This is a genomic window from Xenorhabdus sp. PB61.4 (assembly GCF_963894935.1).
Classification (GTDB): domain Bacteria; phylum Pseudomonadota; class Gammaproteobacteria; order Enterobacterales; family Enterobacteriaceae; genus Xenorhabdus; species Xenorhabdus stockiae.
This window is the reverse complement of the sequence record NZ_CAWQJR010000146.1, coordinates 21,545-46,896: the sequence shown is the minus strand read 5'-3', so window position 1 is coordinate 46,896 and position 25,352 is coordinate 21,545. Positions and strand designations below refer to the sequence as shown.

The window sequence follows — 25,352 nt, the reverse complement described above, 5'->3', positions numbered from 1 at the left end:
GACTCGAATTTATTTATCAATATGTTAGAAGTATTAAAGCGAACCTATCGTGATGCAGAAACGCTGAGCGTGATTTTAGATAACTACGGTATCCATAAAAGTAAGAAGGTCAAAGAATGGCTGTTGAATAATCCCACCGTGACGCTGCTATTTCTTCCGGTCTACTCGCCTTGGTTAAACAAAATAGAACGGTTATGGCAATCACTCCATGAAACGGTGACACGCAATCATTGTTGCCAATTTATGTGGCAGCTTATTCGTAATGTGAAAATTTTTTTGAAAAGGGCCTCGTTAACGAATTGGAAAGAAATGAGAAAAATAAGAGTCTCATCATTATGACAAACTATTTAATTTTTATTCCGGGTGATAAATATATTTTTTGTAGGCAGGCAAATATTATGCAAGTTTCATATGAAGTAACGGGAATGGATTCCCTTGCCCGTCAGTTTCTGAACGGGAAAAAGTTTTAAACCCCATATACTGGTAGAAACCGACACCTTGTTGATTCTGCTCATTCACATCCAGCTCATTAATTTTCAATTCACTGATTGCAAACTCTAACAACATTTTGCCAACACCTTTTCCACGCATCTCTGGTGATACAAATAGCATTTCCACCCGATTTTGTTCGACACTCAAAAAACCTGCCACGTTATTCTGATCGTTCACTATCTTATAAACGTTCAGATTGGGTAAGTACTCATTTACCAATGGACGCAACTCATCGATCATTCCCAGAGGTAAAAAATCATGAGTAGCGCGCACTGAGGCTTCCCAAATTTGGAGCAGTGTCGGGAAATCATGTTCGGTAGCTTGCTGTATCTGCATTAAAATATCTCCGTATTTTTAATTTGCCAGTACACGATCTTTGCGACAAATAGCTGCTAATAGCATATAAACCGCAGTCGTCAGTAAGACCAGGAAGAAGAAGTCCATTAATCCATTATTCTGCATCGCTCCGGTATGCTGAACCGTATGATGTTGAAACATGAAGTTCCCTGCTCCTAATGGACCCATGGCAGAACCGATACTATAACTTAGCAGCATAACCTGAGTTGCGGCGACAATATAAGATGAATCCAGTTTGTCACAGGCAAGTGTGATGGCGAGTGGATAGAGGGCAAAAGATGACATGCCTAACAGCGCCAGCGCCACGATCATGACGATATAACTTTCAGAAAGGTAGGTCATACCGACAGCAAATACACCTAACAGTGAAGCCATTGCCAATAACAGGGTTTTACTGACTATAATGGACAGCTTGCTGATAATAGGCTGAATGGCCATTCCACCCAGAATAATTGCAGCCATTAATACACCGACCTGTTCGGTATTAAACTTACTTTGACTCAATGATAAAGGCATCAGGCCATAGATGGTCCCCATCACAATCCCTGAAGTCAGACAGCCGACAATTGCCGGTTTACTGAAACGAGTGATTTTTTTCAGTGACAGGCGCTGATGCTGTAATGCAGGAGGCTGACCCTGACGTAAAAATAATGGCGGCAGAGTCGCAAGCAGTAATAACGCTAAAATAACTGCAAAAGGAATCACGCCCTGAGTGCCTATAAAGCCAATGCCCAGTTGACCGAGTGTTGTACCACCATATAGCGACGTCATGTAAAGACCCAGACGTTTTGCACGCTCTTTAGGGCTGTCGCCAATCAATAACCAGGATTCAACTACCACAAAAACACCGGCAACAGCTACTCCAGCTATGCAGCGAATAAGCAACCACATTTCCTTATTGGGAAAAAAAGGCAATACCATAACTGTTGCTGCTAAGAGCAGCAAAAAACTTACAAATGAAAAACGGTGCCCTATTTTGGCAATAACAGGTTCAATCATAAGTGAGCCTATTAATAAACCAACGTAATAAGAACTGGCTAACCAGCTTGCGTAGCCTGTATCGATGCTGAACCCCGCCATTGATAACGGAATTAAGCTCATCAGGTAACCAGAAGCAATCGCAAACACAGTCAAGCCCGCAACAGGTACAAATGCACTGTCATTCTTGCGCAGCAGTTTCACTACTGTCGTCTCCACATAAAAAATCAGTCAGGTATGCGCTGCTTCTCATCAGGATCTTGCCGAATGGCAATAACGACATATACCAAGGACAGGGATATGTCGTAGTGATTCAAGCAGTGATATTTTGCTCAAGAGTCTTGAGTTGTGCGGACTATAGCCGTTTCTATTAAATAGATACAATGAGAAAAACTGATACTGATGAATGAAAAGATTTATGAAGACAGGGAAGATAATGAAAGGGCAATTATTAGCATTTATTGTAGTTGAAATCTAACAGCTCATATCAGTTTTTAAATGAATAAAAGGTTAATTTATTGTTTTTTAAATGAATTAATTGGGTTTGGATAACCATAAATTTAGTATTAAAGTTAATAGTCTAATTATTATAAGAGATCATTAAAATTACTATGTGGCATATGCTATCCCGGTTTTATAGCTCTTAAATTCGGTTGAAAATGTTATGGGATAACCCAATGAAAGAAATCAACACACTTAAGTCAGGTGATGAATTCAATAATAAACAAATTTGTGAGATTTTTGGTTGTAGTCCACAAGGTGGAATGCGTCGATCACATGGAAAAAACACCTTACTACTTGTTTCTAATCACATAAAATCTATTTATGACGATAGGTGGGATGGGAATATTCTCCATTATACAGGCATGGGTTCTAAGGGTGATCAAAGCTTAACATTTAGCCAGAATAAGACTCTTTTTGAGTCTAAATCTAATGGTGTAAAAATTCACTTGTTCGAGGTGTTTAAAGACAAAAAATACACTTATGTCGGGGAAGTTGAGTTAGCGGATGAGACCTACACCGAGAAACAACCAGATATCGAAGGAAATGAGCGCTTAGTTTATGTGTTCCCGGTTAAATTAGTGACAGGAAAGCGTATTGTCTCAAAAGATGATATTTGCTCTATCTATGAGCATAAAATACGTAAGGCAAAAAAACTTAGTTTGGATGAGCTTAAACAACGGGCTAAATACGCACGTAAGCTTCCGGGAAGTTCTACTCAAGTTTCTATTCGATATGAACGTAATGAATATGTTGCTGAATACGCGAAACGCATAGCCAAAGGTGTCTGTCAGCTTTGTTTAGTTTCCGCACCGTTTTGTAATTTACAAGGAGAGCCCTATTTAGAAACTCATCATATTGAATGGCTTTCAAAAGGAGGGTTAGATACGATAGAGAACACGGTTGCATTGTGTCCAAATTGTCATAAGAAGATGCATGTTGTTGATGAGGATAAAGATAAGGAATTCCTTCGTCAAAGAGTTATTGAGCTGTAGTATTGTGCTCTATATTTTGTGTTTAGTCTGTGTAGGATAAAAACAAGAAGTATCATTTTAACTTCAATTCGACTTCTTGTTTTTTCCATTTAAATCATCACCAACGCTTGATCATCAGTGACGTATTAATCCCGCCGAAAGCAAAGTTATTGCTTTGGATAAACTCAGTTTGGATTGAACGCGGCTGGTGTATAATGTAATCCAGTTCACCGCAAGCCGGATCAACTTCATTCAAGTTGATGGTCGGCGCGAACCAGCCTTCATTCATCATTTCAATACTAAGCCATGCTTCCAGAGCACCGCAGGCACCCAATGTGTGACCGAAATAGCTTTTCAGTGAGGAGATCGGCGTTCTGTTACCAAAGATGTTGGCAGTGGCCTGACTTTCCGCGACATCTCCACGCTCGGTTGCTGTACCGTGAGCGCTGATATAACCAATATTCTCAGGTTGAAGCCCGGCTGATTTCAGCGCCATTTCCATACAGATTTGCATCGTTTCTGATTTTGGCTGGGTGATATGGGAGGCATCACAGTTAGTGGCAAACCCGATAATTTCACCGTAAATTTTGGCACCACGTGCTTTAGCATGTTCCAGATCTTCGAGAATAAGAGTTCCTGCACCTTCGCCAATCACCAGGCCGTCACGATTAGCATCAAATGGGGAAGGTGTTGTTTTTGGTTCGTTGTTTTTCTGGCTGGTGGCGAATAGAGTATCAAATACAGCGGCTTCTGATGGACACAGTTCTTCTGCACCACCAGCAACCATTACAGTCTGATAACCATTACGAATGGCTTCCCATGCATAACCGATGGCCTGACTGCCAGAGGTACAGGCGCTTGAGGTTGGAATGACTCGGCCACGCAGTCCGAAAAACAGACCGGTGTTGACCGCAGTAGTATGAGGCATCATCTGCACATAAGTTGTACCGGTAATATTATTGGTGTGTTTTTCGGTCAGCATGGTAGCGAATTCACTGACGGGTTTAGTACTGCCTGTTGAGGAACCATAAGCAATACCGGTTTCACCATTTGTCAGGATGGGATCGCCAATCAGCCCTGCCATTTCAAGCGCCAGCTCAGTTGCCCGAGTAGACATCAGTGAAACACGTCCCATAGAGCGGATACGCTTGCGGGTATAGTGATCAGGCAAAGTAAAATCAGTAACGGGGGCCCCAAGATGAGTATTAAGCCCATCATATTCTGCCCATTCTGGCATTTGTTGTACTGCATTCACGCCGGATTTTAACCCAGAGGAGACCGATTGCCAGTCGTGCCCCAAAGCGGTGATCCCACCCATTCCGGTGATGACGACTTTGCGTGTCATAGCATTCCTCCGTTGACCGAAATTACCTGACGGGTGACGTAACCTGCAATATCAGACATTAAATAGCTGGCAAGCCCGGCAACTTCATCTGCCTGTCCCATGCGTCTCATAGGGATCATATTCATAGCTTCTTTTAAAGCGATTTCTTCAATTTGGGTCATATCGGTATCGATTAATCCTGGTGCAATACAGTTCACGGTGATTTTTCGTTTTGCCAGTTCGATTGCAAGCGCTTTAGTTGCGCCGATAATACCGGCCTTAGCCGCACTATAGTTGACTTGTCCACGGTTACCCATCAAACCAGAGACGGATGACAACGTGATAATACGACCACCCTGACGTAGTCCAATCATTGGCATTACGCAGGGATGTATCACATTGTAAAAACCATCCAGATTAGTATGAATGACACTATCCCAGTCACTTCCGTCAAGCGCTGGGAATGCGCCATCTTTAGCAATACCAGCATTACAAACAATGCCGTAGTAAGCACCGTGTACTTCGATATCTTTTTCTAATGTGGTACGGCAGGCATCGCGATCTGAGATATCAAAACTTAATATCCGCCCGTTACCACCGTTAGCCTGGATCTGTTCCAGCGTTGCTTCCGCACCTTTCGTATCACGATGATAATGAACAATAGTGGTGAATCCATCTGCTGCTAATTGGCAGGCGATTGCCCTGCCGATCCCTTTGCTGGCACCAGTGATTAAAACTGAACGCATTATACTGCTCCATCCCGTTTAAATAGTTGTTTAAGTTCTTCTTTTTCTGGTTGATAGGTATTCAGTCGGCCTGTTACCAGTACGGTACCGTTACAGCTGACTTCACCTTCAAAACTACCGAATTTTTCATCCTGCAATAACAGATTCATTCGAATATCCAAAATACTGCCGTATATGAACGCAGGAACCTGACTGCGCACTGCCCTACCGCCAAGCAGCATACCCAGAGATGAATCTTCTTCCTGCCGTTCTTTGCGATGCCAGCCAGACCAAACTCCGACAGTTTGTGCCATCATTTCAATAGCAAACCAGTTTGGCAGGTTCTTTTCTGTGTTAAGGAAAGGTGCCAGTACACCTTCATGGTTAACTGTTACCTGACAATGCACGCTTTCACTGGAGACACTAATAACCTTTTCCAATAGCACCATCGGAGTTTCGTGGGGGATATAGTGATGGACAGGTAAATAAGAGTGAGCGGGTGAGTAGTCAGACATTATACAGCTCCCAGAATCAGACTGGTGTTATTTCCGCCAAAAGCAAAGGAGTTGGACATGACAACCGGTTTTTCTAACAGCACAGGTTGTGTCAGAAGGCCGCAGCTTGCCAACGAAGTATCTACTCCCGAACGGGAGAAATCCTGTGCTGGTAATGGTAATTTCCGGCTTAGCAACAACCAGCACAAACCAGCTTCACAGGCTCCTGCGGCACCGAGAGTATGGCCTGTCAAATGCTTGGTTGAACTGCATGGGGTACGTTCGCCAAAGAGCTGATTGATGATCAGTGATTCCATCTGGTCATTGAGTTTTGTTCCCGTTCCGTGCAGGTTGATATAGCCAATCTCTTGTGTGGAGAGTCCTGCATTACTCAATGCCATATTGATAGCTTCAGCGGCACCCTTTCCTTCAGGATGAGGGGCTGACATATGCCATGCATCACTAGATTCCCCAGCACCAAGTAGTGCCACAGAGTGAGGTTCCCGTGTCAGCAGTAATAGGGTAGACGCTTCGCCGATAGTGATGCCCTGACGATCTTGGCAAAATGGTTCGCATAATGTTTCCGAGAGAGCCTCAAGGCTATTGAAGCCGTTGATCGGCATACGGCTAAGGGTATCGGCACCTCCCACAATAGCCACATCTGCCATTCCCATCTCAATGAGACGTTGACCACTGATAATCGCCCGTGAACTGGATGAGCAGGCGGTGGAAATGGTAAAAGCCGGCCCTGTTAGTTCAAGGTAATTGGCAATAAATCGGGAAGGATCTCCCAGCTCCTGCTGATAATAGTGATAGGATTCATCGGATTGTTGATTAACTGCTCGGTTAACATGAGTATCACCTTCGTTAAGGCCGGAAGTACTGGTTCCCATAATGACGGCGATCCGCTCCCGTCCATATTGCGCTATGGCTTTATCCACTTGGGGTTTTATCTGCATTAAGGCTGCCAGTAACAGCTGGTTGTTGCGGCTATTATGCTGGTGCAAATACGAGGGAATAGCAGGCAATTCAGTATCAACGCCTCCCAGACAGCAGGTTTTATCAGGCTGTAACCAGCCTGAGCGCGCATACATGCCGGGAGCGTGCCCGGAAACCAGATTCTGTGCAATGTCATCTACATTATTACCCAAGGCATTAAGCATGCCTACGGCAGAAATATAAATCATGTTTTACTCTTCTAAATGCTGAATGGCGATGTCATAACCAAAAATAAACTGCCGGACGTGTACCGGATACCGTCTGCCATTTTGGGTGTCATATTGAATTTCAGTAATTAAATGACCTTTATTATCATGTAATTGCCTGATGTTATCCGTGTCCTGTAGTGTCCATCCTTCGGGCAGGAGTGGAAGCCATGAAGAAACCGGCCAGTAACTGAGCATGATATCGGCCAAAACCTGACTGGCAGGCGGAATTTCCGGTAGTACCAGAGATTGTTCCGCATGGATGCCATTATGGTCATAAGTCAGTTTGAACAGACGAATACCCAGTGATGATAAGCCAGCTAGTGATAACTGGTCTTCACTAGCGTTTAGCAGAACAATTAATGACTGCTGTTTGCCTTTCACTGTTGCGGTCAATAATTGCTGTTCATTGATGGCTGGTGTGATACCCGGTGCAGGAAGTGAGACACGCACACCCGGTTTCAGCCATGCTCTGGGAGAGCCATTTTCCGGCAAATTAGTACAGGCTGCCAGCAGACATACCAGTGGCAGGATAAATAATCGCATCATGCTTTTTTGTTCCTTTTGGGACGTTCAGGCATTGCCAGTGGTGAAAGTAGAAACGCCGTGAAAATTCCGCTACATAATACAATACCAAAACTACTGATTGCTTGAGTACTGCTGAATACAAGCATGCCCAGAGTGAGCAGTGACGTGCACATTGCAACGGTGATTGCCAGTAGCGAAGTCAGTGGTGTACCACGAGGATTGCTGAAAAACAGGGTATAGTTAATACCGATCCCCAGAACTAGCACCAGTGCCAGTATTGAGAATAGATTGAGACTGTAGCCGCTGAAGCCGAGAACAGCCAGTGCGCAGCCGAGTGATAACAGAGATGGCAGGATACTGACCGCGCCACGACGCAGGCCAAGCCTGATCATGTAACTGACTTCGATTAAGATAATAGAACCCACCAGCAGCCAGCCGAGTATGGTGCGATAAAACTGGAACATCTCATCGAATGCCAGTTTGCGATCGACCCAACTGATACCGGTTTGTTTCTCGGCTAACTGACGCATAAGGATACTGTCTTTCACACCTGTTACCGGAAGCAGAATCCCACTCTGGCCATTTGGCAATGTGATCCACATCAGGCGCCAGCCTTCGCTGACTACGCTGTTGAGCCAGTCGTCAGGCATAACAGTCATTGGGTTTAAATCCGGCTGTTTAGCCGGCAGCCCTGTTTCTGTAAGACGTACCATGATATTCGGAACAGCAGCTTTGAGTAGCTTCAGATCTTTCTGCTGTTGAGCAAGAGAAGATAACGGCAGCCGTTGATAGTTTTCGAACGTACCTCGCTGTTTTTCCAACTCCAGTAGGGGGATAAAATTTTCCAGACGTTGCAGTGTCTGTTCTGCGTTATCGCCATAAACGACAAACCACTTCTGATCACTCCTCTGTCCGGTTAGTTCGGCGATACGTTTTTCCTGTTGGTGAATATCCTGAGGTAGCGCTTGTAGCTGAGCGATATCATCATTGATGTGTAAACGAGAAATACCGATTAGAGCAAATAGAGTCAGAGTGACAGGCAGCCCGATGTAAAACAATTTGTTACGTCGCCACAATGCCAGCCAGCGCATTAGCATAATCATCGCCGGGATTGGGCGAACGGGCAGATTCTTAGCCAATATGGGATACCAGCAGATCACTGTCAGGCAAGAAGCGGTTAAGCCCGCAGCAGCAAATACAGCGAGCTGACGTAAACCGGGGAAGGGAGCAAACATCATGATTAAATAAGCAATGACGGTTGTTGCCAGTGCCATCAGCAGAGCAACCAATACTTTGCGCATACTTTGCCACGGATTAACTTCCTGCCCGTGAACCATACGCTCAGTCAGATAATAAATCGCATAATCAGCAGAAATACCGATGATACTGATGCTCATAACCAGCGTCATAAAGTGAAGTTCACCGAATATACCCAGTGTCACAACTGTGCCAGCCAATGCCCCCATACTGATGGAAAGAATACATAACAGCAGCGGCTTAAGGGAACGAAACACACCGTAAATCAGCAGTAGCACACCCAGTACGGTTGCACTGCCCAGTGTGGAAATATCATGTTTTGCCTGCTGACTGGCATAATCACTGTAAAACAGAGTTCCCCTTGAGATCACTTTTGCATCAGGGAAACGAGCTTCCAATGATTGCTCCAGCTTACCCAGTTCAGTGACAGCCTGATGTGTCTGCTGCATATCAAACGAAGAGCCATTCAGTTCAGCATGGAGCAGATACCAGATCCTTCCTGTACCGTCTTTGGCTGTTAGCCAGCCATGCTGTAGCCGTAACCGACTGGATGTCTGCTGAAGAGCCAACTGTGATCCCCTGACCAACATCAGTGGGTCATTGCTGAGTTCTTGCCCACTGACACCTGAGAAAGTTGAATAGACCTGAGACAAAATCCAGTTTGCCTGTTGAATCCCCTCTGATTTCAGCCGGTCACGGGTCGTAGGATCAAGCATGGCATTACGGTGCTTGTAGTAAAAAGTACCCCATTCTTGTTGTTGCTCTGCATTTATCGGTCCTTTGACATGAGCCAAAAACGGTTTTTTTTCCAGCTGTTCCTGCCAATACTCAGCTGGTGCTGAATTATCTTCCGTTCCAGGGCTGACCATCCACACCAACTGGCGATCAAGCCGCTGCATAAATTCATCTTTTAATGCCGGCGGTATATCTCCGGCGCTTTGTGCAGGTAGGAGTGCCAGCACGCTGGTGGACAGACGCGATTGTGGTAGTAGGATCGCTGATGAAACCACGAGAAGAGTGCATATCAACAGCCAAAATAGTGCCAGCAGACGCGGATTAAAATTTGAAGTGTTGTTCTTCTTCATTGCTCAGCATCTCTGGTGTTAAACGGTGTTTGGTAAAAAAGAGTTCAGTGCGATCACCTTGTTTATCGAGCAACAGAATCGAATTGAGATTGTCTTTGCCTTTTAGGGTAATGATGGTGAACAGTTTGTCCAAAGGGGAAGTTTTTGGCGTGAGTTCCAGTTGCCATGTTTCCTGTTCTAGTTCTTTGAACTCAATTTTAAAATTTTCTTCCAGTACAGCGCGATCTGCTTGAAATAGCGCGCGCATCAGGTGATTGAACTGAAACATCTGAGGATTTGAATCCGCAGTAATAACCTGAGGTGCTTGCCCTGCGATAGCCTGAACCAGCCGGTTGTCATCCAGCACTAAAGTGAGAGGAAAAGGTTTTTGCTGATGCCACCAAAGTCCTTTATGTTGAGTAACCAGCATCTCACCGCTGGAATGTAGTGGCTGCGGCATCCCCTGAATATGGCGCTCTTGGGTGAACTCCGCCCGAACTACAGGTTGTGTAGAGAAGCGTTGTTGCAGTTTTTCAAGCGTGACGGCATGAGCATAGTTATTAATAGATAATAGAAGTATTGCCAACCAGAACTTTCTCATGGTTTGACTCCCATACGCTCAAACAGAATATCTGGGCTGACAAAGGACATTTCCTGCGTTTTCTCTGCAACAGCTACCTGAATGGTGTAACCCGTCGTTGTTTTATTGCCGCTCTCAGCATCAAAAATTTGATAAACCAGCTTCAGCCGGTTTTCAAACTCTTTGATGGTGGCTTGTACACGTATTTTCTGACCGAATTCTATTGGACGACGATATTTAATTTTTGCATCAACAACCGGCCAGACATAGCCTGATGCGATCATTTCTCGGTAACCATAATTGAGCTGTTCCATCAGTGCTTCACGAGCAATTTCAAAATAACGGAAATAATTACCGTGCCAGACTACGCCCATTGGGTCAGTGTCATGGAAGGGTACGGTTAATTCAACCTCGCTGCTAAAACGGGGCGCTGTCAGCATTCCTTACTCCTTGGCTTTATTTGTAGGTAATTGCCAAAAATCGAAAAAGTTAAACCAATCAAGCGGAGATAGCAGAGCATAATGCTCGAGGCGAGAAGCATAGTGATCAACCGCTTGCTGTAATGCCTGCTCTCTCTGTTTACGGGGAAGTTCCAATGGATCTGCGAAAGGCTCACAATAAATTCTGAACCGATGATTTTGCTTAAGAGCAAACATCAGCAAAACCGGACAGCGTAATACGGATGCCAGAATAAACGGCCCTTGGGGAAAAGGAGCTGAATCACCAAGAAACTGACTCCAGACGACTCTATGCGTGCTGATACGTGATGGATTAACGGCGATGCGATCACCGACAATGGCTACCCATTCCCCGGCATCAATTTTTTCTTTCAGCAGGATAGCGGTATCTGCGCCTACATCCGTCACTGGCAATAAATTAATGCCCGCTTGTGGCGAGACTTCTTCAATAATTTGCTTAAAACGCTGGGCATGTTCAGTAAACACCAGAGCATTAATTGTCCGCTGTCCGGCATGCTGAGCCAGTGCCCGGCAAACTTCGATATCGCCCAGATGAGAAACCAGCAACAGTTTTCCGCGAGAGTCGCCACCTAAAAGAATATCCTCCGCACCGTCGGCAAATTCGATATCTTTGCCCCATCTCAGATCACCGCGCCAGCTTGCTATTTTATCCAACATGGCACCACCAAAGCGCAAATAATGGCGGTAGCTGTTAAGCCCGGAAGGAATAGCAATCTTTTTGTGCTGCATGGTCTGTTTCAGACGGATAAGGTATTGCTGTGATGCCTGACGTTGTACTCCGCCGGTTGCCCAGAAATAACCGACGACTGGATAAAGTAACCATTCAAATGGCTTGCGTCCGAGGCTGCGGTAAACTGCCAGCATAAACTTCATGCCAGCTAAACCCTTACGCTCTTTAATAGCAGACCAATGACGTCGATTACCCCACCAGTGGCTAAATAAAGAACGCTTACGCCATAATAAAGCAGGAAATCGTGGCAACATGGCAAAAAACAGACGGGTATGCATCCAAGAAATACTGAGGTTGTCGCGTAAAGCATGAAAATGGGATAGCCCATTTTCGGGATAAGTCACTTGTGTCGGGACAAATTCACTTTCCGTACCCTGCCAGTACAGGCGGACCATAATTTCAATATCAAAGTCCATCCTGCGTCCGATACTCTTTTTTGTCAGCAAATTAAGTGTGGGAACCAATGGATAAATCCGAAAGCCGCACATGCTGTCTTTAATGGAAAGAGAAAGGGTTTCTATCCAGACCCAGAAATGTGTTATATAACGCCCGTAAAGCCGAGATTTGGGCACTGAGGCGTCATATTGTGGCAGGCCGGAAATCATACGATCCGGATATTGCTGAGCTTTGGATAAAAAAAGCGGAATATCCTCAAGGCAGTGCTGACCATCTGCGTCAACTTGTAGAGCGTGACTATAGCCAGCGTTTGCTGCTGCCCGCATTCCAGCCATCACAGCACCACCTTTTCCCTGATTTTGTTCAAGGCGGATTAGAGTAACATTGGGTGTTACCGTGGCCAGATTTTCGAGGCAATGCTGTGTAGTCATGTTGCTGCCATCATCAACGATAAAGCAGTGAAGCTGATAGTGGGATAGCTGTGCCAAGACAGCGGACATCGTTGCCCCATGGTTATAGCAGGGTATAACCACGCATGGTGTAATCGTGTTTGTGCTCAACGACATAATTTGATTTTTCCCTGACTTGCCGTTTTGTACTCGCCACTATCAGAAGATTCCACATCATACTGAAAAGTAAGCCGATGCTTGGTTTCTTCCCAGTGAATTTTTAAGCGCAGATTATCTTCGGGTTGCAGAGGCAACTGAAATTTCACCATCTCAACAGAAGCGCAATCCCAGCCCGGAGCCAGCAGGGTCTGTGCATAATGCATAACCCAATCGATCTGAGCGACACCGGGTAAAAGTGGCTGAACGGAAAAGTGACCGCGAAACCAATTCAGGTCAGTATCTAAATACAGGCGAATAATGGCCTCGTTTGGAGCTGGTTGCTCAATATGGGTTTCAGTGGGTTTCATTAAATAGTTCCTGTAACTCAGGCCATGAGCGTTTACTTTGGGCATTCAGGGGAATAGCAGTGGTTACTCGCCAGTAGCGAGGTAGCGCAACAGGTTCCAGCCAGGGCATGAGCTGACGGCGCCAATTCTGTGAACACTTCCCACTACCTTGTTGGCGATAGTACTGAAATGCTTCATCATCTAAAACAAGGACAGCTCCAATATAGCTGCGTTTCCCTCGATTGATGATCAGTGCTGCGGCATCGACAACCCCATCGATTGCACATAAACGACGTTCAATTTCAGACAGAGAAATACGCTTTTCTTCGATCTTAACTAAGCGGTCACGACGCCCCTGAAGTGAGAAGTTCCCCTTTTCATCAAATAACAGTCGATCATCCAGAACCATCCCATCTGTGACAGAAAGTAGAGGAGAGTAGACGCGTAAGTTATTTTCTTTATCCTGCCGGAAAGAAACACCAGCGAATGTCTTCCAGACTGCATTATCTTCCCGGCGAGCTCGCCAGGCTATAATGCCTGTTTCGGTACTGCCATAAATTTCATTTGGGATGGTCTTGAGCCACTGTGTGACCCGCTCTGCATCAGCAAAACTTAATGGCCCTCCGGCTGAAACTACGAAAGAGCAACTTGGGGCAGAAAGAGTATCATCTAATCGTTGGAGAAATGCCGGACTGCTGATCAGAGCGTAACGTGTCAAAGAGGCCTGTGGATATTGGGTTAACTGTTCAGGAAACTCCACCATTTTACGCTCAAATGGCAAAGCAAGAGACATCGGCAGCCAGATTCGGAAAGTTAAGCCGTACAAATGCTGGTGGCTGACTGATGCACGGATAACACAAGATTGCAGTCTATCCTGCCATAAAGAAGCCAGCCACTGGGTTTCGAGATCCATTACAGCCACAGGTTTGATGACCTGTTTAGGTATTCCGCTGGAGCCAGAAGTGAACATGACCAGTACTGCATTCCGGGATATATCAGGCAGTGTTGTTTCAGGGATAATATTGTCTTGTTGAGGCGAAAAAATGTGCCAGCATGAACAAGATAATTTTAGGGGCAGATCGGTCAGAACCCCATCAAAGCTGGATTGTTGTTCCTGTAACTGTGCTTCACGGCAGTGTCCCGGAATAACCGGCGTTTTTCCGGCATGCAGAGTAGCTAATAAGGCAACACAGAAATGATAACTGTCATCAAAGCATAAAGCCCAGTGGGAGGCAGTATGGTTTTTCAGGCGGTGACAGAGTATCGCGACATCCTGCCGGAGCGTACTCAGTCGGATACAGTGATTGCCCCAGGTAATGACCCTGTCAGAGGCATTACCTGCTGATAACCATTGGGATACAGGGAAGGTTTTCATCTCTTTTTCACACGTTGGCGTACCAGCCATTCAATAACGATAAGTAGCCCGATTAACAGGTAACTGATCATTCCATTCCATAGTGTCCAAAGTGTCATATCGTTATACAGGCAAGTACCGAGAGCGGCTGTGCCGTTTAAAATAAAAAATAGGCACCAGATGTAAGTCACTCTGCGCGTATAGGTGATACCCTCAGGCGGCAAATCCGGCTCTTTGAGCCGGGCCAGCCTTTCCACAACAGGAGGCCCGTAGTACAGTGAACCGCCAAAAAGGGTCAGTAAAACGATATTAACGACGACTGGGTAGTACATCAAAAGTTGGTGATCACGCAGGATAAAACTTGCCAAACCCAGTAAAATTCCGGCAATTGACAGTATCCAGCCCGTATTCCAATTTATGTTTTGCTGTTTATCCGTTTTTTTTCTGCCTATGTTTTTACGACTTATTTTTGTACGGCTTAGTAATAAGCGCAAAACGAAAAACAGGATGATAATGGGCAATACGATATTAAATTGCCCATAGCTGACCATCGCCCATACCAAAAATGGCCAAGCGATTAACATCACGGTATTGGCAATACGAAACAATAAAATCAACGAGTTCAATTAGCTACCCAGCGTGTTCCTATATTTCAAAATGTTATGGGTGGGAGAAATTATTCTTCCTGCAACAGCTGTTCGACTGCATCCACCACATCCTGAACGGTGCGGACAGATTTGAATGCTTCGGGTTTAATTTTACGCCCTGTCTTTTTCTGCAAATGAACAACCATATCAACTGCATCAATGCTGTCGAGTTCCAGATCTTCATAGAGGCGTGAATCAGGCGTGATATCTTCGGGGGAAAGCTCAAACAGTTTGACTAAAAGTTGTGAAACTTCCTGATAAATTTGTTGTTTTTCCATGAGTTCCTCTGCTGTTATCCTTGTTGTGACTGGATATAAGATGACAATGTAGCAACAGAAGAAAAGTGCTGACGCATATCTTCGCTTTCGGCGGATAGCACAATGCCATAGCGGGTTTTAATCGCCAGACCTAATTCCAGCGCATCAATGGAGTCTAATCCCAGCCCGTCACCGAACAGAGGCGCTTCAGTTTCAATATCAGCAGGTGTGATATCTTCCAGATTCAGGGTATCTATAATTAGTTGTTTTATTTCGATCTGTAAGTTTTGGTTTAGTTCTTGCATGTTTGATTCTTGCATTATTGTATCCAACATCTAGTAATTTGATGGTGTTAATAACTGTGTAAGTTGGCGATTGAGCTGGCGGGCAGCAATAGCGTATCCGTTCTCTGTATCGGCAGAAAAATCCTCATTGGCGAGTTGCTCACCAACGGTAATGGTATAAATCGGTTTTCTGGGCGGGATTTGATACCACTTACTTTTTTTATCCAGCATCTTTTGGCTGCATGTAATGTGTACAACCCGGATATCACATTCACAGCGGACCGCAATATTGGCAGCACCGCGCTGGAGTGAAATAGGATGACCGGGCGTTGTACGCGTTCCTTCCGGAAAAATCAAGATATTGCCACCGGTAGCCAGTCTTTCGCGGCAGGCAGGCAGCAAGGTCTCGGCATCACTGTTGATGAGATAGCGAGCAGAGCGAACCACACCACTGAGAAAAGGGTTACGTAGCAGTGCAGATTTGACGATACAATCCACATCCGGCAGATTCGATGCAAAGATGACGTAATCCAACAAAGTAGGGTGATTGGCGACGATTAGACAGCCTTTATCTGTACGCAGTTTATCTGCACCATTAAAGTGATAATTCAATACTCCCAGTTTTCTGGTCAAAAATAGGAACAGGCGAAAACAGGTTGAGATACTACGCCGTGCGATACGGAGCCGTTTCTCAGCGTTTCGCTGAAAAACCAATAGTAAATTAAACCAGATCAGAGAAAGTAATAACCCACCAATACCAAACAGAGCAAAACAGAACCCTGTCATCAGTAGACGCCAGAGCCAGTTAGCCTGTTCAGTGATGCGGTTTATTATCTTTTCTTCCATGCTATTTGCTCCAGTGCCATGCACAATGATCGCCAGCTACGGTAAAGCGCTGTTTTCCGTTTAACCAGCCGTGTAGAAACTGAAGGCTCTGGGGAAGGGCAGGGTCTGTCTCCGGTGACGGGTGCTTTTCACAATGTAAACTCTTTCCTTGCTCAAAAAGAAACGCAACTGCGAATGGAAAGATGGGTGTATTTTCATCTATTTCATTGTGGTAGAAATCGGGGATCTTGCCGTCAAAATCGACAAGTAACACTTTGCTGTAACCAGCATGATGCAGGGTCGCAACTTCAAATAATCCCTGCTGAAAACTGTCAATTCCGGCAGAAACTGAAGAAGAAACCAGCGGTGCCTTGGCTACAATAGTGAGATTCCCCACAGACGAATTATGAACTGACATGGCGAAGTTAGTTGGGGAAATAGGTTCGGTTTGTGCCAGATTCATCAGTATCTGATAATTGCGCTCCAGTTCACCATGACGGCTGGTATAGACAATGGCATCCACTTTATTTCGGCGTAAAATGCTTAAACCGCAATCTACAGCTAGGCGGCTGCCTGAATTGAGACGGCGAGCTGTCATCATCGGGAGCTGAGAGCATTTTGCTAGAGAGTGTGAGCCATCTATGGCAGCTGGTGAAATGGCAGACCATTTTACCCATTCTTCAGGAACAGAAAGGCCCGGAGCTACGGCTTGCCAATCTGTAATATCCAATGTCAATTTCATGAAATACCGTCAATTATTTTTTCTTGCAAACCAGTAGCGTATGCCCAAGCCCTAACTGATCAATTTTGTTTTCTACTTCAAATCCGGCTTTATCGAGGAATTGATTAAAGTTGTCCATACTATAAAAACGGCTATTGCCATTTGCCATGCAGGTAAAATAAAGCGAAGTTGCATTGAGGCTATACGCAGCCGCTTCAAATGGTTGACAGTCCCAGAATAATTCCATGATGCATACTCTGGCATCTGGTTTCATTGATGCAGCGATCTTACGTAAAATATCAACAATCTGTGTTTCGGAAAAACAGTCGAGGAACTGACTCATCCACCAAATATCGGCATCTTTAGGTAATTCACAATCCGACAACATATCAACAGGGTGGCCTGAAATACGTTCAGCCATTCCCTGACTGAGGATATTTTTTTCAGCCAGTTCAATTTGCTGGGGTAAATCCAGAATAGTGACGCTGACTTTACTGTCATATTGGCAGCAGCGCAATGCCCATTTTCCTGTATTTCCACCAACGTCATAAATCAATTTGGGGTTAAGAGAAAAAATGGCTTTTAATGCTGCATTGAAAGCAGAATCAGAGTAAAAATGGTCAAATGAAAACCAGCTTGTTTTGGCTGGTTCTGGTAGTTGGCTGAGAGCCGGGTAAATTGTTGACCATTCACCAAATACTTTTAAACCGGCAGGCTTATTTTCTTGCAGCGATTCTTTCAGATGAAATAAGCCCTGGTAACATACGTCCTGAGTAAAATCCATATTGACGCGAGTCATTTTATCATGCAACAAATAATGACCAATTTTACTGAGGAAATAACGATCATCTCGCTTAAGAATAATTCTGCCACTTAACCCCATATCCAATAAAACACCTACTCCATAGCTGTCTGATTTTGAACCACTACAGATTTCATCTTTTGTTGCTCCCTCTTTATGGTGTTTATCCAGAAAAGATAAGATACCAAAATCACGCAGGCAAATTGCCGTCTGAAATAGCATTGGTGCAAAAGCAATGCGCTGAGCTTCAGTAATTGCTTCAAACGCACTTAAATCATCTTGGTCGTAATTATGGGGAGTGGTCATATATCCGTATATCCAATGGAATAGTTAAACCCTAATGAAATTAGGGTTAATGTAATAATAGGGCTACGTTCGCGTGAAATACGCCAGTAACATGAAGAAATTATTGGTTGGCCATAGTAGCTAAACGTACTTGAATGTCATTATTCAATGTATTAGTCCACATATTATATTTACGGTGGATCTTTCCGTTTTTAGCCTTTAGTCCTTTGCTGCTGATATAGTGAATAGAATAATTTTTATTCGTGTAGGTAATACGTATCTTAACTTCGTGCCCACGAGTATTCAGTAATCCGTCGATAACACCCGGAGAAATTTCATTCATTATCCATTTACGTTTTTGCCCTGCCTCAAGGATCGCTTTTTTCACTGTAGGTAGTGAATTTTTTGTCACGATTGTTGTTTGTTGAGTATTTATTGGGGTTGTGCGGGCACAGCCGGCGAGCATAACGACACAGGCCAGACTAACTAATATCTTGGATGTTGTTTTCATCATTTTTCTCTTTTGGGGTCGGGATGGATCACAAGCAATATGTCTATTTCCGATGATATATTAAATAAATAATGATGATATCGCTACACTTACTACCCATCCTTAACGGAACAGTGACTTATTGAACATTAATTGACTCGTTGTTATTGCTATCATTTATAGATAGTTCGTTATAAAAGTTTGTTTGTGAAATGAAATTGTTTATATTTACCTATAATTTTGTAGTTTGACAGGTTAAGTAAAATATAAAAAATATACTGATATTTTAATAAAAAATTTGGACGTGACTTATTCTATTTCTAATAATGATCACTCATATTTATTCTCTGTTTTTACTCAAGTAATTTATGATTCATTCATCAGGTGAATAATAATCACCATATTTATTCTTATTATTGCCGCCCATTTTCTTATCGCTAATCGACTAAGTTAAAAACAAGCACCATTATTGTTCAGCTAATGAACCATAATAGTGCAAACCATTATCTCTGATATTTTCCCCAACCTTAATCAGTTGAAAAAAAGCATATTATTATTTTGGCATGCGTATTGCTGTGTAAATCCAACTATATCCACTGGAGTATCACAGCATGACAACAATGACTGGCTATACCTTAAAATACTGGCATGAGCGGATACAACACGATGTGGAGTCCGTTTTTGCTTTACTGCAACAGCATCTAGATTCCTTTTTACCTGATGATAATGCCTGGATTTATCTTGCAACACCGGAGCAGTTACAGGCTCAGATTGGTTTACTTTTACCGGCTTATCAGCGTAATCCCGACGCATTTCCTTTGTTCGGTATTCCTTTTGCAGTTAAGGATAATATTGATGTTGCTGACTGGCCGACAACCGCGGCTTGCCCGGCGTTTGAATATATCGCAGATGAAGATGCGACAGCGGTTGCCAGACTAAAAGCGGCGGGAGCCATAGTCGTTGGAAAAACGAATATGGATCAGTTTGCTACCGGATTAGTCGGCACTCGTTCACCTTATGGCGTCGTTAAAAACAGTTTCAATGATCGTTATATTAGCGGCGGCTCCAGCTCTGGCTCTGCTTCTGTCGTTGCCCGAGGATTAGCGCCATTCGCACTTGGGACGGATACCGCAGGTTCCGGACGGGTGCCTGCTGGCTTCAATAATATTGTGGGTTTGAAACCAACAAAAGGCTGGCTTTCCGCCAAAGGTGTTGTTCCTGCCTGTCGACTCAACGATACTCTATCTGTTTTTGCCCTGACGGTTGAAGATGCTTTCAGTGTTGCGGAGATTGCCGGAGGATTCGACGAAAATGATGCTTATTCTTGCATAAATCCGGCATCTACACTCGCAATATTGCCGGATCACCCTCTATTTGCTATTCCTGCAAATCCTGTATTTTGTCATGACACGATTGCCGAATCCGCATGGCAGGAGGCTCTGCTCGAGTTGCAAAATATGGGGGCAACTCTTCAGCCAATTGATTTCTTGGTATTCAACCAACTGGGTGAGCAACTTTATCAGGGAGCATGGGTTGCTGAGCGCACCACTGTTGTGAATGGCATGCTCAGTTTTCCTGCAATGATGGATCCAGAAGTGCGCCAGATTATTGACGGTGGTAAAAATTACAGTGCCGTCGATGCGTTTAATGCCGAATACCTTCGGGCAGAACTGGCGAGGAAGATCCAGCACATATTAGCCGGCTTTGATGCTCTTATTGTTCCCACGACACCGACAATCAGAACGATTGAAGAAATTAAAAGGACGCCGATTCACTATAATTCTGAACTTGGCATTTATACCAATTTCACCAACCTTGCCAATCTTTCCGCACTTGCTTTGCCTGCACCGTTCCGAACTGACGGATTACCCGCAGGTATTACCTTACTTGCACCAGCCTGGCACGACCGGGCACTCGCATCATTTGGTCTACGCTGGCAGCAGCACCTCGCATTACCACTTGGTGCTACAGGCCAATTACTTGATGGGGAAGCGATGGTGTTACCACCATCCGGGCAGCATATTCGTTTGGCGGTTGTCGGAGCCCATCTTCGGGGCATGCCTCTGAACGACCAATTAACCGAACGTAACGCCGTATTTGTTGAGGCCACACAGACCGCGCGCTGTTATCGACTCTACGAACTAGCCAACACTCAGCCTCCTAAGCCCGGATTAGTGAGGGATGATACAGGTGCATCCATCAGTATTGAGCTTTGGGATATTCCACTGGCCTATTTTGGTGCATTCGTTGCTGAAATTCCGCCTCCGCTAGGCATTGGTTCACTGGAATTAGCCGATGGTCGCTGGATAAAAGGTTTTATCTGCGAACCGGTTGCACTGAACGGTGCAACGGATATTACCGAGTTCGGTGGCTGGCGTAATTGGGTTATCAATCAGGAGAAAGACAATGTTTAAAACGGTATTGATTGCTAACCGCGGAGAAATTGCCTGCCGTGCTATCCGTACACTGAAACGGCTCGGAATTGTCAGTGTGGCTGTGTATTCAGACGCAGATAAAAATTCACAACATGTTAAAGATGCTGATATTGCATTACCGATAAACGGGGAAAAAGCCAGTGAGAGTTACCTGTGTATCGATAAAATTATAAGCGCAGCACAACAGAGCCATGCAGAGGCCATCTGGCCGGGATATGGATTTTTGTCTGAATGCCTACCGTTTGCACAAGCGTGTGAAAAAGCGGGTATTGTCTTTGTTGGCCCCACATCACACCAGATTGGTGAATTTGGCCTGAAGCACCGGGCCCGGGAACTGGCCGCAGAAGCAGGTGTACCGATGACACCGGGAACAGGGTTGCTCAATTCACTGGATGAAGCACTTAGTGCCGCTGAGACTATCGGTTATCCCGTTATGCTGAAAAGCACTGCCGGTGGTGGTGGAATTGGCCTCAGTTGTTGTTATGACGCAAATGCACTGAGTGAGGCATGGGAGAGTGTGCGCCATCTTGGTGAACAGTTTTTCAGTGATACCGGTGTTTTTCTGGAGCGGTGTATCAGGCAGGCCCGCCATCTTGAAGTACAGATTTTCGGCGACGGTAAGGGTCATGTTGTGGCGCTGGGAGAGCGTGATTGCTCTTTGCAGCGCCGGAATCAAAAAGTTGTAGAAGAAGCTCCGGCGCCTAATTTACCGGAACAGACCCGAACGGCATTGCTGGATTCCGCAGTACAATTGGGCCGGCTGGTGAATTATCGCAGCGCAGGTACGGTGGAGTACATTTACGATGTCGAACAGGATGAGTTTTACTTTCTTGAGGTTAATACCCGTCTGCAAGTCGAACATCCCGTGACGGAATGCGTGACCGGGCTTGATTTAGTGGAATATATGCTGCGGGTTGCGGCTGGGCTACCCATTGACTGGGCGGATTTAAAGCGGACACCGGTCGGAGCCGCGATTGAAGTGCGCCTGTATGCAGAAAACCCACTGAAAAACTTTCAGCCTGCTCCCGGAGTCCTGACAGAAGTTAAATTCCCTGAAGGTATACGTGTCGATAGTGGTGTGCGCACGGGCAGTGAGGTTTCTGCATTTTATGATCCGATGATCGCTAAAATGATTGTTCATGCAGAAAATCGAGAAAAAGCGCTGATCAAACTGCGTGAAGCGCTGGATTCCTGCCAATTACACGGCATTACAACTAATCTGGAATACCTGCGCCAAATCACAGCCAGTGAGCCATTCCAAAAAGGACAAGTCTGGACCCGAATGCTTGATAGTTTTGAACCTCAGGCAAATGCTATTGAGGTTCTGAAAGCGGGAACATGGAGCAGTGTTCAGGATTATCCCGGTCGATCGGGGTATTGGGATATCGGTGTTCCGCCATCCGGCCCGATGGATGATCTGGCTTTTCGGATAGCGAACCGGATTGTCGGTAATCATGAATCGTCCGCCGGACTGGAGTTTACGCTGGAGGGGCCAACCTTACAGTTTCATTGTGACGCATTGATTGCGCTGACCGGCGCAGAGAGTAGCGCATTACTAGACGGAACAAGCGTACCTTATTGGCAACCACTGAATATCAAAGCGGGGCAAATACTTGAGATAGGACGGGCACAATCCGGTTGCCGTACATACCTTGCAGTCAGAAATGGCATTGATGTTCCCTGTTACCTTGGAAGCCGTTCTACCTTTGCTCTCGGACAATTTGGCGGACATGCTGGCCGTATCTTAAAAATTGCCGATATGCTTCCCATCTCACAACCAGCCTTACCCGCCTGTACAACTCCCGCACCAATCAGCCTACCAAAGGCACCTGAACCTGCCGCGATCCCTGTTTATGGTGATATATGGGAGATTGGCGTACTTTATGGGCCGCATGGTGCGCCTGATTTTTTCGCTCAGGATTATATAGATGAATTTTTCTCTGCCGAATGGCAGGTGCATTACAATTCAAACCGTCTGGGTGTACGGTTGATAGGTCCAAAACCTGTCTGGGCGCGCCCTGATGGCGGTGAAGCAGGTTTACATCCTTCAAATATTCATGACTGTGAGTACGCCATTGGTTCTATCAATTTTACAGGCGACTTTCCTGTCATCCTCACCCGTGACGGGCCTAGCCTTGGTGGCTTTGTTTGCCCTGTTACCATTGCCAAAGCTGAACTGTGGAAAGTCGGTCAGGTCAAGCCGGGAGATCGTATTCGTTTTCATCCCGTCAGTATGGAAGAAGCGATTACTCTGGAAGAGCAGCAAAATCGTCTTATTGCCACATTGAGATCAACGTCGGAAGCACCATTAAAACTAGAGCGAACATTACAGATAGCAGAAGAAGAACATTCTGGTGCCGTGCTGGCAGCGGTTTCCGCCACGCATTCTGCTCCGGCGGTTGTTTATCGTCAGGCGGGAGATAACTATATTCTGATCGAATATGGTGAAAATATTCTGGATTTGGCGCTGCGCCTGCGGGTACATCTGTTGATGGAAAAACTACATGCTTTAGCTGAACCGGGAATTAAAGAAATTGCTCCGGGTGTACGTTCTTTGCAAATCCGCTATGACAACCGGCAAATCGAACAACAGAAACTCATCTCTTTGCTGCTCTCTTTGGAGAAACAGCTTGGCAATGTCAGCACCATGAAAGTGCCATCACGCATTATCCATCTGCCGATGGCATTTGAAGACAGTGCAACGCTGGGAGCCGTGAACCGTTATCAGAGCACGGTAAGATCCAGCGCTCCGTGGTTGCCGAATAACGTCGATTTTATTCAGCGTATTAACGGGCTGGCTGATCGTGAAGCCGTGCGCCGTATCCTATTTGATGCCAGTTACCTGATCCTCGGTCTGGGAGATGTGTATCTGGGTGCTCCGTGCGCTGTTCCAATTGACCCTCGCCATCGCCTTTTAAGCTCAAAATACAACCCGGCACGTACTTTTACCGCAGAAGGGACTGTCGGTATTGGCGGTACGTATATGTGTATCTATGGCATGGATTCCCCCGGAGGTTATCAGCTGGTGGGACGAACCCTGCCGATTTGGAACAAATTTCTGAAAAATGAACAGTTCGAGGAAGATAAGCCGTGGCTGTTGCGATTTTTTGATCAAATCCGTTTTTATCCTGTTACTGAAGCAGAGTTAGAACAGTTACGGGAGGATTTTCAGGAGGGGCGTACTGCTATCCATATTGAAAATACGCAATTTGATTTTGCCGAACACCTGCACTTTCTGAAAGAAAATGCCGAAGATATTGCCTATTTCAAACTAAGACAGGCAGTGGCTTTTGAAACCGAGGTCATGCGCTGGCAACAGGAACAGCCGGAAGAAGAGCGTTCTGTTCAGGATGGGGAGGAACAGCCACAAGAAGAAGCGGATCTTAATGAGCATGGTTTGCAGATTAGTGCGGATATGAGCGGGAATATCTGGAAAGTACTGGTCAAATCAGGCGATGACGTGGAAGAAGGCCAGTCGCTGATTATTGTAGAAGCCATGAAGATGGAGCTGGCGATTCATGCGCCACAGGCGGGCCGGGTTACAAAGATTAGCTGTCAGCCGGGAAGTGCCATTAGCCCCGGAGATGCGTTGTTGTGGCTGGGAGCGGGAGATAGCTGATGTATCAGTGATATCACATAGCCGTAATAAATAATAATACCCTCGTCTGAGGGTAAAATACGCCGCAAGTTAAAAGCTATGAAAATAAATTCGTTGGGAATAAACAAATGCGCGTATTAAAGATTATCTGCCCTGAATGTGGTGCTAAAGCCGCCATCAGCAAAACCAATCGGAAGCACCCTGAAATTGCCGATCTTTACTGTGCGTGTTCTGATATTGAATGCGGTCACCGGTTCGTCATGAACCTGACCTTTTCGCATACCTTAAGCCCTAGTGCCAAAACCGGTGATAAGCTATTGCAAACAATTATTAACAACCTCAATCCACAGCAACGCTTAGCTGCGCTGGCATTTTTGAAAGAAAGTTGCTGAGAGCTTTTTTACCGAGATTGGTTATTCTTATCTCATAATTTACAAATCAATAAGCCAATAAGAGCCATCTGTTAGATTATCTGACAGATGGCTTTTTGTTTTTATGGGGTTTTTAATTATTTGATTTAAATTATATTTCTATTTTATTCGGTTACTCAGTGATAGCCGAATGTAGCCGAACTAAACCATTCGCAGCACTTCAATAAATTCGTAATAATGCCTGTGCTCAAACGGAAGAGAGTATGTGTACAAACACATCGGCAAGGGATTGCCACCCGTTTAC

At 45.2% G+C, this 25,352-nt stretch carries 25 protein-coding genes; 5 read left to right on the top strand and 20 right to left on the bottom strand.

The window, feature by feature from the left end; all coding sequences use genetic code 11:
* A partial coding sequence (locus tag AACX68_RS08240) for a transposase (RefSeq protein ID WP_228858807.1) occupies positions 1-339 on the top strand: 339 nt, incomplete at its 5' end.
* A 57-nt stretch (positions 340-396) separates the two neighbouring features.
* Here the strand turns inward: AACX68_RS08240 and AACX68_RS08235 are convergent.
* Both AACX68_RS08235 and AACX68_RS08230 read right to left on the bottom strand, forming a co-directional pair.
* On the bottom strand, positions 397-828 hold the full coding sequence (locus AACX68_RS08235; RefSeq protein ID WP_228858806.1) for an acetyltransferase: 432 nt from the start codon (positions 826-828) through the stop codon (positions 397-399).
* Between the two features lie 18 nt (positions 829-846).
* Entirely contained in the window at positions 847-2,031 is a 1,185-nt protein-coding gene (locus AACX68_RS08230; RefSeq protein WP_228858805.1) for an MFS transporter, read from the bottom strand.
* A gap of 473 nt (positions 2,032-2,504) precedes the next feature.
* On the opposite strand from AACX68_RS08230, the gene AACX68_RS08225 reads away from it, so the two are divergent.
* Positions 2,505-3,323 (top strand): HNH endonuclease, encoded by an 819-nt coding sequence (locus tag AACX68_RS08225; RefSeq protein WP_228858804.1) that lies wholly within the window; start codon positions 2,505-2,507, stop codon positions 3,321-3,323.
* A 97-nt stretch (positions 3,324-3,420) separates the two neighbouring features.
* Here AACX68_RS08225 and AACX68_RS08220 read toward each other — a convergent pair whose 3' ends face one another.
* The 18 genes from AACX68_RS08220 to AACX68_RS08135 form a co-directional block, all read right to left on the bottom strand.
* Complete coding sequence (locus AACX68_RS08220; RefSeq protein WP_228858803.1) at positions 3,421-4,647, bottom strand: beta-ketoacyl-ACP synthase; 1,227 nt, start codon at positions 4,645-4,647, stop codon at positions 3,421-3,423.
* On the bottom strand, positions 4,644-5,375 hold the full coding sequence (locus tag AACX68_RS08215) for a 3-ketoacyl-ACP reductase FabG2 (RefSeq protein ID WP_228858810.1): 732 nt from the start codon (positions 5,373-5,375) through the stop codon (positions 4,644-4,646). Before AACX68_RS08215 ends, AACX68_RS08220 begins: the two co-directional genes overlap by 4 nt.
* Positions 5,372-5,866 carry a hotdog family protein gene (locus tag AACX68_RS08210; RefSeq protein WP_228858802.1) on the bottom strand — a complete coding sequence of 165 codons (495 nt, stop codon included), beginning with the start codon at positions 5,864-5,866 and terminating at the stop codon, positions 5,372-5,374. Before AACX68_RS08210 ends, AACX68_RS08215 begins: the two co-directional genes overlap by 4 nt.
* Positions 5,866-7,032, bottom strand: a complete 1,167-nt coding sequence (locus AACX68_RS08205; RefSeq protein WP_228858801.1) for a beta-ketoacyl-[acyl-carrier-protein] synthase family protein — start codon at positions 7,030-7,032, stop codon at positions 5,866-5,868. The genes AACX68_RS08210 and AACX68_RS08205 overlap by 1 nt, the downstream gene beginning before the upstream one ends.
* A gap of 3 nt (positions 7,033-7,035) precedes the next feature.
* Entirely contained in the window at positions 7,036-7,599 is a 564-nt protein-coding gene (locus AACX68_RS08200; RefSeq protein WP_228858800.1) for a DUF3261 domain-containing protein, read from the bottom strand.
* Positions 7,596-9,920: an MMPL family transporter gene (locus tag AACX68_RS08195; RefSeq protein WP_228858799.1), complete on the bottom strand. Its 2,325-nt coding sequence runs from the start codon at positions 9,918-9,920 to the stop codon at positions 7,596-7,598. The genes AACX68_RS08200 and AACX68_RS08195 overlap by 4 nt, the downstream gene beginning before the upstream one ends.
* Positions 9,892-10,500, bottom strand: coding sequence for a LolA family protein (locus tag AACX68_RS08190; RefSeq protein ID WP_228858798.1), 609 nt, complete (start codon positions 10,498-10,500; stop codon positions 9,892-9,894). Before AACX68_RS08190 ends, AACX68_RS08195 begins: the two co-directional genes overlap by 29 nt.
* Complete coding sequence (locus AACX68_RS08185) at positions 10,497-10,919, bottom strand: acyl-CoA thioesterase (RefSeq protein ID WP_099109692.1); 423 nt, start codon at positions 10,917-10,919, stop codon at positions 10,497-10,499. Before AACX68_RS08185 ends, AACX68_RS08190 begins: the two co-directional genes overlap by 4 nt.
* A gap of 3 nt (positions 10,920-10,922) precedes the next feature.
* Positions 10,923-12,650: a glycosyltransferase family 2 protein gene (locus AACX68_RS08180; RefSeq protein WP_228858797.1), complete on the bottom strand. Its 1,728-nt coding sequence runs from the start codon at positions 12,648-12,650 to the stop codon at positions 10,923-10,925.
* Positions 12,641-13,000: an ApeI family dehydratase gene (locus AACX68_RS08175; protein WP_228858796.1), complete on the bottom strand. Its 360-nt coding sequence runs from the start codon at positions 12,998-13,000 to the stop codon at positions 12,641-12,643. The genes AACX68_RS08180 and AACX68_RS08175 overlap by 10 nt, the downstream gene beginning before the upstream one ends.
* Positions 12,987-14,354, bottom strand: coding sequence for an AMP-binding protein (locus AACX68_RS08170; protein ID WP_228858795.1), 1,368 nt, complete (start codon positions 14,352-14,354; stop codon positions 12,987-12,989). Before AACX68_RS08170 ends, AACX68_RS08175 begins: the two co-directional genes overlap by 14 nt.
* Positions 14,351-14,917 (bottom strand): hypothetical protein, encoded by a 567-nt coding sequence (locus AACX68_RS08165; protein WP_228858809.1) that lies wholly within the window; start codon positions 14,915-14,917, stop codon positions 14,351-14,353. Before AACX68_RS08165 ends, AACX68_RS08170 begins: the two co-directional genes overlap by 4 nt.
* Positions 14,918-15,009: 92 nt before the next feature.
* A complete protein-coding gene (locus tag AACX68_RS08160; protein WP_099122344.1) occupies positions 15,010-15,258 on the bottom strand; it encodes an acyl carrier protein in 249 nt (82 codons plus the stop codon).
* A 14-nt stretch (positions 15,259-15,272) separates the two neighbouring features.
* Positions 15,273-15,542, bottom strand: a complete 270-nt coding sequence (locus tag AACX68_RS08155; RefSeq protein ID WP_099109721.1) for a phosphopantetheine-binding protein — start codon at positions 15,540-15,542, stop codon at positions 15,273-15,275.
* 30 nt (positions 15,543-15,572) lie between these two features.
* Complete coding sequence (locus AACX68_RS08150; protein ID WP_228858794.1) at positions 15,573-16,367, bottom strand: lysophospholipid acyltransferase family protein; 795 nt, start codon at positions 16,365-16,367, stop codon at positions 15,573-15,575.
* Between the two features lies 1 nt (position 16,368).
* Complete coding sequence (locus AACX68_RS08145; protein ID WP_228858793.1) at positions 16,369-17,088, bottom strand: beta-ketoacyl synthase chain length factor; 720 nt, start codon at positions 17,086-17,088, stop codon at positions 16,369-16,371.
* A 13-nt stretch (positions 17,089-17,101) separates the two neighbouring features.
* Positions 17,102-18,175 carry a methyltransferase gene (locus AACX68_RS08140; protein ID WP_228858792.1) on the bottom strand — a complete coding sequence of 358 codons (1,074 nt, stop codon included), beginning with the start codon at positions 18,173-18,175 and terminating at the stop codon, positions 17,102-17,104.
* 100 nt (positions 18,176-18,275) lie between these two features.
* On the bottom strand, positions 18,276-18,668 hold the full coding sequence (locus AACX68_RS08135; protein ID WP_339389311.1) for a hypothetical protein: 393 nt from the start codon (positions 18,666-18,668) through the stop codon (positions 18,276-18,278).
* 587 nt (positions 18,669-19,255) lie between these two features.
* Between AACX68_RS08135 and atzF the strand changes: the two genes are divergently transcribed.
* From atzF to AACX68_RS08120, 3 genes are all read left to right on the top strand, one after another.
* Positions 19,256-21,058: an allophanate hydrolase gene (gene atzF, locus AACX68_RS08130; RefSeq protein WP_228858790.1), complete on the top strand. Its 1,803-nt coding sequence runs from the start codon at positions 19,256-19,258 to the stop codon at positions 21,056-21,058.
* Positions 21,051-24,698, top strand: coding sequence for an urea carboxylase (uca, locus tag AACX68_RS08125; RefSeq protein ID WP_228858789.1), 3,648 nt, complete (start codon positions 21,051-21,053; stop codon positions 24,696-24,698). Before atzF ends, uca begins: the two co-directional genes overlap by 8 nt.
* A 107-nt stretch (positions 24,699-24,805) precedes the next feature.
* Positions 24,806-25,069, top strand: coding sequence for an ogr/Delta-like zinc finger family protein (locus AACX68_RS08120; protein ID WP_228858788.1), 264 nt, complete (start codon positions 24,806-24,808; stop codon positions 25,067-25,069).
* Positions 25,070-25,352: the final 283 nt, after the last annotated feature.